Source organism: Dethiosulfovibrio peptidovorans (genome assembly GCA_002748665.1).
GTDB lineage: Bacteria > Synergistota > Synergistia > Synergistales > Dethiosulfovibrionaceae > Dethiosulfovibrio > Dethiosulfovibrio peptidovorans_A.
On the sequence record PDTB01000015.1, the window covers coordinates 258,492 to 272,190 of the forward strand.

11 protein-coding genes and 1 pseudogene are annotated in these 13,699 nt (G+C 49.7%); 6 read left to right on the forward strand and 6 right to left on the reverse strand.

Annotated elements, in window-relative coordinates; translation table 11 throughout:
- The first annotated feature begins 212 nt into the window (after nt 1-212).
- A complete protein-coding gene (locus CSA35_02535) occupies nt 213-1,304 on the forward strand; it encodes an oxidoreductase (GenBank protein ID PIE55323.1) in 1,092 nt (363 codons plus the stop codon).
- A 198-nt stretch (nt 1,305-1,502) separates the two neighbouring features.
- Here the strand turns inward: CSA35_02535 and fumC are convergent, their stop codons facing one another.
- Nucleotides 1,503-2,864 carry a fumarate hydratase, class II gene (gene fumC, locus CSA35_02540; GenBank protein PIE55324.1) on the reverse strand — a complete coding sequence of 454 codons (1,362 nt, stop codon included), beginning with the start codon at nt 2,862-2,864 and terminating at the stop codon, nt 1,503-1,505.
- Between the two features lie 110 nt (nt 2,865-2,974).
- On the opposite strand from fumC, the gene CSA35_02545 reads away from it, so the two are divergent.
- Nucleotides 2,975-3,388, forward strand: coding sequence for a nickel-responsive transcriptional regulator NikR (locus tag CSA35_02545; protein PIE55354.1), 414 nt, complete (start codon nt 2,975-2,977; stop codon nt 3,386-3,388).
- A gap of 71 nt (nt 3,389-3,459) precedes the next feature.
- Here CSA35_02545 and CSA35_02550 read toward each other — a convergent pair whose 3' ends face one another.
- On the reverse strand, nt 3,460-3,837 hold the full coding sequence (locus CSA35_02550) for a reactive intermediate/imine deaminase (protein ID PIE55325.1): 378 nt from the start codon (nt 3,835-3,837) through the stop codon (nt 3,460-3,462).
- 607 nt (nt 3,838-4,444) lie between these two features.
- Between CSA35_02550 and CSA35_02555 the strand changes: the two genes are divergently transcribed.
- The 3 genes from CSA35_02555 to CSA35_02565 all read left to right on the forward strand — a co-directional run bounded on the left by CSA35_02555 (nt 4,445) and on the right by CSA35_02565 (nt 9,314).
- Complete coding sequence (locus CSA35_02555; protein PIE55326.1) at nt 4,445-5,206, forward strand: hypothetical protein; 762 nt, start codon at nt 4,445-4,447, stop codon at nt 5,204-5,206.
- 67 nt (nt 5,207-5,273) lie between these two features.
- The gene (locus tag CSA35_02560; GenBank protein PIE55327.1) at nt 5,274-6,464 is read left to right on the forward strand and encodes a hypothetical protein; all 1,191 of its coding nucleotides are present in this window, start codon (nt 5,274-5,276) and stop codon (nt 6,462-6,464) included.
- A gap of 27 nt (nt 6,465-6,491) precedes the next feature.
- A complete protein-coding gene (locus tag CSA35_02565; GenBank protein ID PIE55328.1) occupies nt 6,492-9,314 on the forward strand; it encodes a hypothetical protein in 2,823 nt (940 codons plus the stop codon).
- Between the two features lie 151 nt (nt 9,315-9,465).
- On the opposite strand, the gene CSA35_02570 is transcribed toward CSA35_02565, so the two are convergent.
- On the reverse strand, nt 9,466-10,671 hold the full coding sequence (locus CSA35_02570) for an FprA family A-type flavoprotein (protein ID PIE55329.1): 1,206 nt from the start codon (nt 10,669-10,671) through the stop codon (nt 9,466-9,468).
- 411 nt (nt 10,672-11,082) lie between these two features.
- On the opposite strand from CSA35_02570, the gene CSA35_02575 reads away from it, so the two are divergent.
- On the forward strand, nt 11,083-11,805 hold the full coding sequence (locus CSA35_02575; protein PIE55330.1) for a hypothetical protein: 723 nt from the start codon (nt 11,083-11,085) through the stop codon (nt 11,803-11,805).
- 115 nt (nt 11,806-11,920) lie between these two features.
- Here CSA35_02575 and CSA35_02580 read toward each other — a convergent pair.
- From CSA35_02580 to CSA35_02590, 3 genes and pseudogenes are all read right to left on the reverse strand, one after another.
- Nucleotides 11,921-12,186, reverse strand: a pseudogene (locus CSA35_02580) (sodium:pantothenate symporter).
- Between the two features lie 7 nt (nt 12,187-12,193).
- Nucleotides 12,194-12,685, reverse strand: coding sequence for a hypothetical protein (locus CSA35_02585; GenBank protein ID PIE55331.1), 492 nt, complete (start codon nt 12,683-12,685; stop codon nt 12,194-12,196).
- Nucleotides 12,682-13,699, reverse strand: a 1,018-nt coding sequence (locus CSA35_02590; GenBank protein PIE55332.1) for a tRNA uridine-5-carboxymethylaminomethyl(34) synthesis enzyme MnmG, incomplete at its 5' end; no start/stop codon positions are given. The genes CSA35_02585 and CSA35_02590, both read right to left, overlap by 4 nt.

Here is a 13,699-nt window from a genome sequence, read left to right on the forward strand (position 1 = left end):
TTAGAAAACTACCACTACACAGCCATGTTCTTTGGGCTCCAAGAAGCAACATTGACGGATTGTGTTTTTTCTTTGAGTCAGTATACGATCTTTTGGCCAATCGTCCAACAAGAGAGCGTGTTGTGGATAATGTATTATTGTACATACACAAGGCCTTGGATTTGTTTTTAAATTTATTATGTCGAGCTCTGTACCAAGAAAGGACGAATGCCATGAACAGACTGTTTTCTCCCATACAAATCGGTCCGATCACCCTGCCCAATCGCATTATCCTGCCACCTATGTGTCAATTCGTAGCCAAAGACGGTAAACCAACGCCATGGCACATCATTCACTACGGTCAGATGGTATGCTCTGGAGCGGGACTGATCATATTGGAAGCCACGGCGGTATGCCCTGAAGGAAGGATCTCTCCTTTCGACCTGGGGCTATGGTCCGACGAAACCGAGGAAGCCATGGCCCATTTACTGGCAAGCATACGGCCCTACGCCTCCATGCCTCTGGCGATCCAACTGGCCCACGCCGGACGAAAAGGATCCTGTAGCGCACCGTGGGATGGCAGCCATCTCATCACCCCTGAGAACGGAGGCTGGGTCCCGGTGGCTCCATCGCCTCTTGCCTATGGTCAAGGAGCTCCCCTCCCATCAGAGCTTTCGGAGGAGAAGATACAAGACGTGATTCAAGCTTTCACAGATGCCGCCTATCGGGCAGACCGTTTGGGATTCGACGCCGTTGAGATCCACGCAGCTCACGGCTATCTTCTCCACCAATTTCTCTCATCTCTAAGCAATCGCCGTCACGATCGATTCGGAGGTTCGCTGGAAAATCGGATGAGGCTCACCCTGGAGGTTCTCCGATCGGTTCGGAAGGCGGTTCCTCACAGCGTGATAGGCGTCCGTATCTCGGCCACCGATTGGGTGCCTGGAGGATGGGATCTGGACCAATCGACCACCTTGGTCCGACAACTTCGACATCTAGGTTGCGACTACATCCACGTCTCAAGCGGTGGTCTCTCGCCCGAGCAGATCATATCTCTTCACCCAGGATACCAACTCCCTTTCGCTTCAAGAATTAAGGCGGATACCGGTTTGCCCACCATTGCCGTCGGCCTTATAACTCAGGCGGAACACGCCGACTCCATCGTATCTACGGGGAAAACCGATATGGTGGCAATCGGGCGAGCCATGCTATTCAATCCCCGATGGCCCTGGCACGCTGCGGCTTGCCTTGGTACGTCAATTCAAGTTCCAGAGCCCTACCGTCGATCAGCCCCTTCGGCGTTCCCTCGCTTGTTTCAACAGTAAATGCGTCCGAGTCTCCCAGCCTCAGGTCGTTCCGCCAGAACCCTGTTGCCCCAGTCGATACTTAACGACGGCAGGTCAAAAATACGAACCTCGAATGGGCTCCGTCAAAACGACCTGAGACAAGTTTCTGGTTTTTTGGAGTACCCTGAATTCAAAAGCGAGTTTTATGGGTGTGGCATCCACAAGCCCACTTCCCGTTCAGACCATGTTCTCTGGACGGACAAGCCGATCAAAATCCTCACCCGAGAGAGCTCCTGAGGAGACAGCGGCCTCCCTGAGAGTGAGACCTTCTTCATGAGCTTTTTTTGCGATGGCAGCCGACCGATCATAGCCCAATGTCGGCGTCAAAGCGGTGACCAACATGAGGGATCGGTCCCGTGTCTGGACGATTCGTTCCTCGTCGACCTCAAGTCCTGACAGGCACCTTTTAGTGAAGGAATCAACCCCGTCGGACAAAAGCCGCAGCGACTGAAGCACGGCGTTGATCATCACAGGCATGAACACGTTCAGCTGAAAGTTCCCCTGGCTTGCAGCCATACCCACCGCAACGTCGTTTCCCATGACCTGAACCGCGATCATGGTCAGAGCCTCGGCCTGAGTGGGATTAACCTTGCCGGGCATAATGGAACTCCCTGGCTCATTGGCTGGGATAACCAGCTCGCCCAGACCGCACCGAGGACCGGAAGCGAGCCACCGAACGTCGTTGGCAATCTTCATGAGGTCGGCCGCCAGCGCTTTGAGAACACCGTGAAGGGCTGCCAACTCGTCTTTGCTCGTGAGGGAATGAAATTTATCCGGTGCTGAACGAAAATCGATCCCTGTCAGGTCTCCCAGCTCCTGAGCCGCCCTTTCTCCGAACCCATCAGGGGCATTAAGGCCGGTTCCTACAGCTGTCCCCCCCAAAGCCAGGTCCTTGAGGTATTCCACAGCGCTGAGAAGCATGGACTCGCAGCGCTCGATCATACGAACCCATCCGCCTATCTCCTGACCAACAGTCACCGGTGTGGCATCCTGGAGATGGGTTCGGCCAATCTTGACCAGGTCAATATACCTCGTGACCTTCTCCCGGAGGACCGAAACCATGGCCTCCAAAACAGGACACAGACGACGCTCAACAGCGAGCACTGTGGATATGTGCATAGCAGCGGGGAAGACATCGTTGCTGCTCTGGCTCCGGTTTACGTGATCGTTGGGATGGACGTCCAACCCCGAGGATCTCCTGGCAAGGTGAGCCAAAACCTCATTGACATTCATGTTGGTCTGGGTACCGCTGCCGGTCTGCCACAAAGAGAGAGGAAACTGATCCTTCCAGTTGCCTGAAAGAACTTGATCGGCAGCCTCGACGATAGCCCGCCCTCGATCCTGATCCAGAACCTGGAGTTCAACGTTGACCGAGGCTGCAGCTTTTTTGATCAAAACCAAGGCCTCAATAAGCTCCGGCGGCATGACCTCTGTTCCTATAGGAAAATTATCCAGGCTCCTCTGGGTCTGAGGGCCCCATAGTGCATCATGCGGTACCATAACCTTTCCTAGTGAGTCTTCTTCCGTCCGCCATCCCACGCCGATCACATCCTTTCAAGGGATATGCGTATCATACATAGTATCCTTTGGTATTATATGCTCTATAATAGCAGTACGTACACGAAATATTGACGGGGGAAGAAATGAAGATGACAGACAAAACGTTAATTCGCTTCGGGGTGGCGGTACCTGAGAAGCTGCTTCGTGATTTTGACCGCCAAGTTGAGGAGAAAGGCATTCCCAATAGATCCGAGGCCTTGAGACAACTTATACGGAACTCCATATCGGAACGACGATGGGCCCAAGGAGAGGGAGTTGTGTACGGGTCTTTGACTATCTCGTACAATCACCACGCCCGGGAGGTAAGTTCTGTTTTGACAGATGTTCAGCACAATTTCGGCGATGTCATTATTTGCACTAATCACGTTCATGCTGACAACGATCACTGTCTTGAGGTGATCATGGTCAAGGGCAAGGCCCACAGAGTGAAGAGCCTTGTGGATCTTCTCTCTGGAGTGAAGGCGGTCAACAACCTCTCGCCGGTCATCACGTCAATTTTATGACTCAACTTAAAAACACAATACAGGGACGCTGAAAATTCTTGGCGTCCCTGTATTGTGTTCGACTCTCTGGTTTATTGTTTCAGAGCGACGACCTCTATTTCCACCTTAGCGTCCAAGGGAAGTCTGGCAATCTGCACTGCGCTTCTGGCCGGGCACTCGCCGCTGAAGAACTTTTTATAGATCTCGTTCATTACGGCAAAGTCATTCATATCCTGTAGAAAAACCGTGGTCTTGACCACGTTGTCCAGCGAACTTCCTCCGGCCTCCAATACAGCCGACACGTTCTTGAGAGCCAGCTCTGTCTGCCCTTCGATTGTATCGGCAAAGACCTTTGTTACCGGATCCATGCCGAGTTGTCCCGAAGTATAGACAAAGGTCTCGGTCTCAATTCCCTGGCTGTAGGGCCCAATAGCTCCCGGTGCTTTGTCCGTAACGATAGCTTTTCTCATAGGTAAATCTCCTCCTGCTCTTTGAAATATTTCGGCTCTCTTCATGCTCGCCAAAGATCACCGAACTTCCTCACTCAGTTTTTGGGGAACCTCTAAAAACTCAGAAACTCGCCTCAGGTCGTTTCGACGGAGCCCATTCAAGGTTCGTATTTTTAGTCTGCCGTCGTGAAGTATCGACTGGGACGAGGCGGATGTCATCCTAAGCCAAGAGGGCACAGGAGGTGCTCTCTGAATTTAATACATAGTCCGATCAAATTTATAGAAGAGCCGCTCCAAGCTTATTATAACATCTCAGAAGGGAACACCAAAGCTTGCTCCAGCGGGGAAGTCTCTCTCCAAACAAAATTCCCGGATAGCCCGAAGAAAATCCCCGACAGTCATGACGGCCTGGTCTTTTTCGTGGTTTGATCTCCAAAGACGTGTTTCACTCTGTTTCGGAAAGAAGCTTTGCTGTTTCAGGAACTTCGGTGTTTGAGTATAACCGGTGTTGTGCGATCCTAATGCCCGGGAAAAGAGCTACCTTTCAAAATCGGGAATAAAATACGTACGACATGGTACTATAACATCCAGACCTACGGAACTATATCGTCATCGGGAGGATTTATACATGACCCAATCTAAACTTGTTTTTTTAGCGGTATTGACTCTTGCTCTCCTTCAGTCCCCTCAGGCTCGCTCTCATGAGTTGGGACAAAAACTGTTCGATGAATTTCTAAGAAAAACACACCCTCAAGAGGCCGAGATGATCCTGGACGGAGAGCCAGAGGAGTCCGGTCGGGTCCGGCATATCTATCTAGACCTCCGAGATGCCGAGATCGGCGGTGTTATCGTAGATCAGATCGTTATCGAAGGCTTGGATGTCCTCTTCACCCCCCCTGATACGTGGAACACCGAGAGTGCCGATGTGCTCTCAGCCCTATCCACCAACGCCCTGACGGTGATTCGAGAACAGGACATCAACGATCACTTGAAGCAAAAGGAGTTTGGTAAGGACGAGCGATGGGATAATATTCAGCTTGATTTCTCTCCGGGGCGGGTTTACGCTCGAGGAAACTACCTGGCCAACGCGCTTTTTATAAAGCTGAATATCCTCATTGAGATAGATGGGACTTTCAAGGTAACCGGTGGTAAGCAAATATGGTTGGACGACTACACTCTCAAGGTCAACCGTGCGACGATCCCTGACGGCCTGACCGATCGGGCTATATCCAAGATCCAGCCTATCCTTGACCTGAGAAAGTTTATATTCCCAGTCCAGTTAGAGAAGGTGATCCTCACCGACGAAGCGGCCCTTATCGAGAGTATCCGTCGTCCTCATCCTTTTGAGGGAATTCGATACAAATATAAAGCCCCCTTAGCTCACCTGTGACACAAAACCCCTGGGGTGTTACAATGCCATTCAACGGCTTTCGTCCAAGCAAGAAAAAAGGAAGGATATGCCCATGGAGCTTACAGTAAACTCCTCCGTATCGTCGAAAACGAAGGTGTCCCTTCTGGCTACAGGTCACCTGGTCAACGATCTATACGCTGCTTTCCTTGATACCTTCCTACCGACAATGGTTCGAAACCTGGGATTTTCCTACGTTCAAGCCGGTATCCTCACATCTCTGTCAGGAATTATGCACGTTGTTTTCCAGCCGATCATGGGGCACGTGGCTGACGGGCACACCAGACCGTGGCCCATTATGTTCGGTCCCATAGCCACAGCCCTGGGGGCCTCCCTCATCCCTCTGTCCAGCAGTTATACAATGGCCTTGAGCATGGTGGTCCTTTGGGGTCTGGGAACAGCGTCTTTTCACCCCCAGGGTCAAGGCTCTCTGGGATACATAACACCTCCTCAGGATCTTGCCTTTGCCATTTCGTTATTCGGCCTTGGAGGCATGTCGGGGGTGACTGTCAGTTCTCTGTACGCCGTTGCTCTTTATCGCTTTCTTCCGCATTGGGTCATACCTCTTGTGGCGGTTACACCACCAATACTTTTGGCCTGTGTGTATTACCGCATTATGCCTCAGATTCGAGAATCGTCTGACGAGCATATAAATACTGCAGAGGATGGATTTATTAAAAACCTTGTGGGAGTTTTTCGGCTGGTCTATCCCATATGGATCGTGACGTTCTTGAGGGATTGCTCTAAAAGGGGGCTTCGGTTTTTAATTCCCTTGCTGGTGACGGCCCACGGCGGATCGATGACTCAAGTCGGAACCCTCCTGTTTGCTCTGTCCCTGAATTCAGCCATCGCCCCTCTGATCGTTGCACGAATTGCTCTGAAAGTGGGAAATGTTCCGGTGGTTCGGGCTATAATCCCCTCAGCGGGAACGCTGCTATGCGTGGCATGGCTCGTTGATTCCTCTTGGAGTATCCCCCTGTTCGTCATCGGAGGAGCCTTACTAAGCTCTTGCTCGCCGGCCACAGACGCAATGGCCCAAAACTTGGCTTCCAAGCGTCGCAGCACCGCCAGCTCGATCATGATGGGGTTCTCTTTCGGCCTGGGAGGGGCTGCTATGGCACCTTTGGGGTGGCTCTCGGATCAGAGCGGACTTCGAGCTGCCCTGGGACTCGTGTCCTTTTTACCTTTTCTTGCCGTTCCAACCATGATGTTCCTGTGGCCTAAAAAAGGCATAGCCTAATATTTTTTAACAAAAAGGAGAGATTATATGTCGTACAAAGACTGGTTCCCCCGGGGAAGCGGCGATTGGTTCGATCAGAGAGGCAGCAACGATAGGTCCCAACCGCCCAAGTTTAAACTCCCCATCAGTAAGCCCGTCCTCATCGCTTTGGTTATCGTTGCTTTAATCATCGTCGTCGTCCAGGGTTCTGCGGGATTTCTCACCGAAATCTACTGGTTTCAAGCCCAAAAACTAAGCTCCGTATTCTGGACAACGCTTATTTCTCAATGGGGTTTATGGCTAACCGCCACCATTCTTTCAACGGTGATTTTTCTGATCTCCTTCCGTCTGGCCCAGAGACGAGCCGGATCCATCTCTCTTCCTGATGAGCTGGCCCAGCTCATCCCCCTTCGTTCTCCCAAGGCTGCTCTGCTGGTTATTGCGGCATCAATAATCTTGGGCGTCATTACGGGCAACGGTGTCCGAGGACAGTGGGAGGTTGTTCTACGATTTATACATGCCACATCTTTCGGAGTAACTGACCCCATCTTTGGACACGATGTGGGACTCTACGTCTTCGGGCTTCCGTTCTACCATATGCTCCACGCCTGGCTCATGCAGCTTTTGTTCCTTTGCCTGGTCGGATCGGCTGCTATCTATGTGCTCACACTCCTGCCCAAGTTCCAGCTCGAACGCCGAATCATCGTCCCCACGCCCATCCGGGGACACCTCCTTTCATTGGCCGCCTTATTGGCCTTGAACTGGTCCTTCGGGTACTGGCTTGAGCGTTTCAATCTGTTGTACTCTACCAGGGGAGTCGCTTTCGGAGCCAGCTATACCGACATCCACGCCGATCTTCTGGCACTGAACGTCATGACCGTTCTTTCAGCTATGGTGGCTGTCCTGCTTCTCCTGGGAATCGCAAAAAAAACATGGAAATACTCGGCTTTCGTGATCGGTGCCCTCTTCGTCTCCAATATCCTCCTGAGAGGTGTCTACCCAGGGCTCATCCAAAAATATGTAGTGGTCCCCAACGAGCTCGTCAAGGAGACCCCCTATATAGAGCATAACATCACCGCTACGGTGGAAGCCTACGGCCTCAAGGACCTTTCTATCCTGAAAGTGGAGCCTGATAAAACGATTACTCAGGCGGACCTGGAGGACGACACGGAGACCTTGACCAACATTCGGTTATGGGAATACAGCCCCCTGCTCCGAAGTTACAAACAACTTCAGGAGATTCGCAGCTATTATGACTTTCTGAATGCCGACATCGACCGATATTCGGTAAGAGGACATACCCGGCAAGTGATGATCGCAGCCCGGGAACTTAATCTCAGAGAGCTTCAAAACCCCACCTGGACCAACACAAAGCTGGAGTTCACCCACGGATATGGGGTTGTGATGAACCCGGTCAACGAGGTTAGCCCCAGTGGACAGCCCGTTTTCTGGGTTAAGGATCTGCCACCGTTGATGTCCATCCCTATGTCCATCAATAAGCCTCAGATCTACTATGGCGAGGCTCCAGAGAACTATGCATTCGTCAAGACTACCGTCCAGGAATTCGACTACCCTATGGGGGAATCGAATGCCCGTACGACCTACGATGGCTCGGGAGGCGTTCCCATGGGTTCCCTGTGGCGGAGGCTCATATACGCCTTGAGCTTCAACGACTCAAAGATCATTTTCTCCGACGTGTTCACTCCAGAGAGCCGGATTATGTATCACCGGAACATCCGAGGTCGGCTCAGAAAAGCTGCTCCGTTCCTTCTCTACGATGGCGATCCATACATGGCTGTAGTGAACGGACGGCTTTTGTGGATTCAAGACTGCTACACTGCCACCGATGGGTACCCCTATTCGGAGCCCGTACCGGTCGGAGCAGGACGAAGCCGGGCTAGGATTAACTACATCCGAAACAGCGTAAAAGCAACGGTGGATGCCTATGACGGCACCATGATTTTCTACGTGCTTGATAATTCAGATCCCCTCATTGCTACTTGGCGAAAAATTTTTCCTGACCTGTTTACCGACGGAAGCTCCATGTCTCCCGAACTTCGGCGTCACATTCGGTATCCCAAAGGGCTTTTCGCCATTCAAAGCGAGATTTACCGAACATACCACATGCAAAACCCCAATACTTTCTACAACAAAGAGGACGTTTGGGAGACTGTCGGCAGTGGCGACGATCATACAGCGATGGATTCTTACTACCTGATCATGACTCTGGCAGGAGAGACATCATCCGAGTTCGTCATCATATCGCCTTTCATGCCTGTGGGTAAAAATAACATGATCGCCTGGCTTGCCGGCCGATCAGATGGGGAACACTACGGCGACCTGCTGGTTTACAAGTTCCCCAAACAGAAACTCATTTATGGTCCTACTCAGGTTGCAGCTTTGGTAGACCAAAATCCGGAGATATCGGCCCAGTTATCCCTGTGGAGCCAGAGAGGTTCTGACGTTATCAGGGGCAACATGTTAGTCATCCCCATAGGCAAATCCCTTCTCTATGTCCAACCTCTGTACCTTCGGGCTGAACGAGGGGATCTGCCTGAACTCAAGCGGGTGATCGTCTCGACGGGCGGACGAGTTACCTGGGCCCAGGATTTTGGGTCGGCTCTGGCGAAGCTCCTTGGTCTGTCCGCAACAGCCGCTTCACCTGAGGATTTTGTGGATCAGCCACGCACTATTGAAACCTCAACGAACGGAGGTTCTCATGATCTTCACAGTCTGGCCGTTCGAGCCCAGGAGATCTGGGAAGCATCCCAGTCTGCTCTAAGAGCTGGAGACTGGAAGGGCTATGGTCACTGGATGAATAAGCTGGAGGAAGTTATTCTCGAGATGGAGCGAAAAAGTTCCTCAAGATAAATGAGAAATCTCCTTGAGAAAAAGAACAAAAAAGGGTATCCTAGTGTGGGTAGATCAAGTTTCTCCATACCAACAACCTCCAGACAATACGCCGACGGATGTCCGTCGGCGTATTGTCTGACGATAGGGAACCTCTAAAAACTCAGAAACGTCAATCATCCACTCCTATAACGGCATCGGCAACGTTTCGTCCTAATTCCACCGCCATGTCTAAATCCTGCTCAGTCGGTCGGCTCACAATCTCCACTTCGGGTTCCACCTTTGTCCACCCCGCCTGTTCGGCGAAGAGTCTTAATGGTTTCATCGCGGCTCCCTTACTCCAGGTATAGGAGCCACAGATACCCACAAAACGTCGAGACATCTTCTTACCTTCCAGCATATCCATAAAGTGAGCTATTTTGGGAAACACCCCGCCGTTGTAGCTGCACCCTACCAAGATCAGGCCCCGACACCTCCAAGCCTCCTGGATGAGACTTGATAGGTCTGCCGTAGCCGAATCCATCACGGTCACGTCGGTCACGCCCTCGTCATGGATGCCCCGAGCTGCCGCCTCGGCCAGACGAGCGGTATTTCCGTACATGGAGCCATATACAACTAAAACTGCTCGATCGGTATCTTGCCTAGCCATCGAGCGATACAGTTCAACAATATATCCTGGATCTTTTCGGTACAGGGGGCCGTGAGCAGGACAAATCATTCCCAGATCTAAACCATCAACTTTAGCCAAAGCTCTCTCGACAAAAGTGGAGTATTTTCCTACAATATTGGAGTAGTACCGATACGTTTCGCCTCTGTAATCCTCCAGGTCGATTTGGTCATCAAAGAGCCCACCATCCAGGGCTCCGAAGCTCCCAAAGGCATCACAAGAATAGAGAGCTTTGGAGACTGTATCGTAGGTTACCATGGTTTCAGGCCAGTGAACCATGGGGATCAGGGAGAAGGTCAGACTGTGGTTGCCCAACTCCAACACGTCTCCATCAGCCACCTCCAGAGATTGCGGCAGTGAGCCATAAAACTGACTCACATACTTAAGGGTTTTCCTGTTGCCTACGATGGTGATCTCTGGGAAAGCCTGAAGCATGGTCTCAATAGCTCCTGAGTGATCGGGTTCAACGTGATTGATAATCATGTAGTCCACAGATCGATCAGTACCTATGATCCCCTTGATTTTAGCGATGTATTGATAGTAAAAATCGGCCTTAACCCCGTCGATCACTGCCACCTTGTTATCGTCAATCATGTAAGAATTATAGGAAACCCCTCTGGAAAGAGGCCACAAAGCCTCAAAGAAACCGGTGGTCCTGTCGTTGATGCCTATCCACCAGGTCTTATCAGCGATCTGAATTGGTCTGTTCATGTATATACCACCTCTCATCAAATTACTCTGCTGAATATAGTAGCACAGTCATTCGAACTTCGTTTATAAACGAACAATAGCGGGAGAACTTCTCTCGCTATTGTTAAATAAAAAATAATTTAAAAAGTAAAAAAATTTATAATAAATTTTCTGTGTACCCTGATTATCCATAGGGACCCTCTAAAAACTCAGAACCCCACCTCAGATCGTTTCGACGGAGCCCATTCGAGGTTCGTATTTTTGACCTGCCGTCGTGACGGTATCGACTGGGATAAGGCGGATATCGTCCCAGTCGAGAGGACACAGGAGGTGCCCTTCGAGGCGACGGTACGAAGCAGGCAGGTCAAAGAATACGTTTAGGCGAGACAGGGCTTTGGCGGAACGACCTGAGACTGGGAGACTCGGATGTAGATGTTTAGAGGCCCCCATATATTTTTTAAAGGGGGTGACTCCATGGAGAAAACCATCAAACGTGTTCTGGTTGTACTCGTCATATATCTGTCGATATCGGTAGTATATCTCTCTCTTTACGGTATCCACATCCGGAAAAACTTCGGTGGGGTTGCCCTTCGAGGCTGCAGGTACTTCCATAAGGAGAAAACTTTAGAAAAATATTTTAAAAATATAAAAAATAATATTAATAAAAATAACTTTTTATTACATTGCAAATATATAATCAAACAATCAATAAATAAAATCGGTCATCTGACAGCTTATATTCTTAAACAAAACGACGCGACCCCGCTTCATGTAGCCTTTAAAGAATCAGCTGCATTTTTACGATACAGTCATCTCTACGCTGTCCCTCTGGATCTGCTCATTGCCGTTGCCAACACAGAGAGTCATTTTAACCCCTTGGCTAAGAGCTCTCATGGTTCAGCAGGGGTTATGCAGGTTACGTGGAAAATTCACGAAAAAACGCTTTTACCCTACGGGTTCAATAGCCCTGATGAGCTTCACGATCCGGTCCTAGGTATCAAAGCAGGAAGCATTATATTATCTCGATATATAGAAAAGAACAAAGATTTAAAGACGGCTCTAGGACACTATTATGGGGGACCTCCAGAAGCGTATTGGAGTCGTATAGCTAAGAACCTCAAACGATACCGTCGATACGATCAATCCGTCCGTTAAGTTTTATTTCCCCAAAAAGTTCGTATAATGGACTCTTCTGGATATGAAGTGAAAAGACTTGTGAACACAAAAACCACAAGCGTTCCAGCCAGTGTCGGTATGATAACGTGCATCCCTATTCAGACTCAAGGGGAAGAGACCTAAAAAGAATCTTCACCATAGCCCAAGCTAAGAAACAAAACACGAAAGGTCCTAAGACAGCACTGAAAAAAAACATCCAGGAAGACCAAAGACCGTCGATTCTCCTACCACTCCATCACTGTAGGCAACCCCGTACCACCACAGAAAATACATACCGGTCAAGATGATCGAACAGAGAGCCTCAGATTGGGCTATCTGAAACCTCTGATCTTCTTTCCATCTTTCCTCTTGTATTGCCATAGGCATATCAATCTCCTTTTCGATTATCGTCACCATCGGGAAATCTCAGTGCATAGACAGCCATGAGGCAAGCCAGAGATTGGGCTACATCTCGACGATCTATTTTTTTCGACGTAGAATTAAAATAGGTTTTAATGGACTCCTGGGATGGATAAATCATCTTAAATGAAGGAGATTGGGACGGTTGAACAGTTCTGACAAAACTCCCAAGATCCACCCGAAGCCTGGTCACGTTCAGTCCCCACCGACGACGAATCTCCGAAGTCACTGTTCCTCCTTTCATGTTTATCACCTTTGCGACTCCAGGAGTTTGACAGGTCACCACGAGAACTCCGTCCTCCAGAGAAGCCGGATAACTTTTATTTCCTAAAGAGACTCCTACCACCGAAGGCCATAGATGACAGACCTCCGACATGGTCATCGCGATGCCCACCGATGGAGAGAGGGTACGGACAATAAGGGTATCTATTTTTTCGGGTCCCCTTCCTGTTTGTCTCATGAATGTCGTTTCCTAGCGCTTAGAGCTGTGGACAGAAGCTCTAAATCGGTGGGGGTCACGCCGGATATCCGACCTGCTTGCCCCAAAGTCATGGGACGAATCTGTTCTAATTTTTCCAAACTTTCGGTGAGAAGCCCACTTATAGAACGATAATCAAAATCATCAGGGATAGTCAAGTTTTCCATCCTCTCCAATTTATGTACAGAACGAAGTTGACGATCTATATAACCTGCATATTTGATCTGAACCTCCACCCTATGAGTCAAATCCCTATCGATCTCAACTTCGGATGGTAAATAATTAACGATCATATCGTAGGTAACTTTTGGGCGTCTTAAAAGATCGTCTCCGCTGACAGTTCGATCTAACGGAGATTCACCCAGAGCTATCAGATCATCGTTCAGGCGTTTACTGGGATATATCCTGCTCTTTTCTAAGCGGTTAGTTTCTCTGTTTATAATTTCCCATCTTTTTTCCAAAACAGCCCATCGCTGATCGTCCAAAAGACCAAGACGACGACCCAAACAGGCCAGACGTTGATCAGCATTATCATGTCGAAGCAACAGTCGATATTCACACCGACTGGTCAACATCCGATAAGGCTCCCTGGTACCCTTAGTCACAAGATCATCCACTAAGACCCCCATATAGGCTTCATGACGTCCTAAAACCAGAGGCTCATCACCTCTAAGACAAAGAACAGCGTTGATCCCAGCAAGAAGTCCTTGAGATGCAGCCTCCTCGTACCCTGATGTTCCGTTGATCTGTCCAGCAAAAAACAACCTCTGTATATTTTTAGTTTCCAACCAGGGAGTAAGGCTTGTTGGATTAATGTAATCGTATTCGATGGCATATCCTGGACGGAGTATTTTTGCAGCAGAACATCCCGGAAGGGTTCTGGTCATAGCGAGCTGAATATCATAGGGCAGGCTCGTTGAAAAATTTTGAACGTATATTTCCCGACTCCCTTTAGCTACGGGCTCAAAAAAAAGAATATGACTATTTTTTTCAGGA

Bases quoted from the DNA above. Each gene is read 5' to 3' on its own strand.
- CSA35_02535 (PIE55323.1), top strand. From the start codon at position 213: ATGAACAGACTGTTTTCTCCCATACAAATCGGTCCGATCACCCTGCCC.
- CSA35_02545 (PIE55354.1), top strand. From the start codon at position 2,975: ATGACAGACAAAACGTTAATTCGCTTCGGGGTGGCGGTACCTGAGAAG.
- CSA35_02550 (PIE55325.1), bottom strand. From the start codon at position 3,837: ATGAGAAAAGCTATCGTTACGGACAAAGCACCGGGAGCTATTGGGCCC.
- CSA35_02555 (PIE55326.1), top strand. From the start codon at position 4,445: ATGACCCAATCTAAACTTGTTTTTTTAGCGGTATTGACTCTTGCTCTC.
- CSA35_02560 (PIE55327.1), top strand. From the start codon at position 5,274: ATGCCCATGGAGCTTACAGTAAACTCCTCCGTATCGTCGAAAACGAAG.
- CSA35_02565 (PIE55328.1), top strand. From the start codon at position 6,492: ATGTCGTACAAAGACTGGTTCCCCCGGGGAAGCGGCGATTGGTTCGAT.
- CSA35_02570 (PIE55329.1), bottom strand. From the start codon at position 10,671: ATGAACAGACCAATTCAGATCGCTGATAAGACCTGGTGGATAGGCATC.
- CSA35_02575 (PIE55330.1), top strand. From the start codon at position 11,083: ATGTTTAGAGGCCCCCATATATTTTTTAAAGGGGGTGACTCCATGGAG.
- CSA35_02585 (PIE55331.1), bottom strand. From the start codon at position 12,685: ATGAGACAAACAGGAAGGGGACCCGAAAAAATAGATACCCTTATTGTC.